A 388-nucleotide genomic window follows, 5' to 3' on the forward strand; every position below is an offset into this window, starting at 1 on the left:
CGCCGCCGGGCGGCCGGTGGCGCCGGAGGCGGAGGTGCCGGAGGAGTGGGGGCACGAGGTGTACCGGCGGACCCGGCAGTCGGCGCCGCGGCGGATGACCGACGGGCGGTCGCCGCAGTGGCGGGACTTCGGGGAGTGGGGGTACGACCCGGGGGACCGGCTGGACCAGGCGATCCTCGCGACCCGCCGGGCGGTCTTCCCCCATCACGGGCTGCTGCCCTGAGACGACCAGTCGCTGCCGTCCCGCAACGCCCGGGCCCTGTCCGGGGCTGACCGCGTTGGGGACCGTGTTGGGCGGCGGGCTTCGGGCGCCGTTAGGCCAACCGTGGCAACTCTCGCCGTTCTTCGGCCCGCGGTCGCGGTGATCCGTCAGCATCGGTGGCGTGCC

Annotated in this window: 1 pseudogene; it reads left to right on the forward strand. The window is 76.3% G+C overall.

The annotated features are described in order from the left end of the window. Nucleotides 1-223, forward strand: a pseudogene (locus tag CCN51_RS51570) (acetoin utilization protein AcuC); the annotation flags it as partial. Between the last annotated feature and the right edge of the window lie 165 nt (nt 224-388).

The sequence above is a fragment of the Streptomyces milbemycinicus genome, assembly GCF_002154605.1.
Taxonomy (GTDB): Bacteria; Actinomycetota; Actinomycetes; order Streptomycetales; family Streptomycetaceae; genus Streptomyces; species Streptomyces milbemycinicus.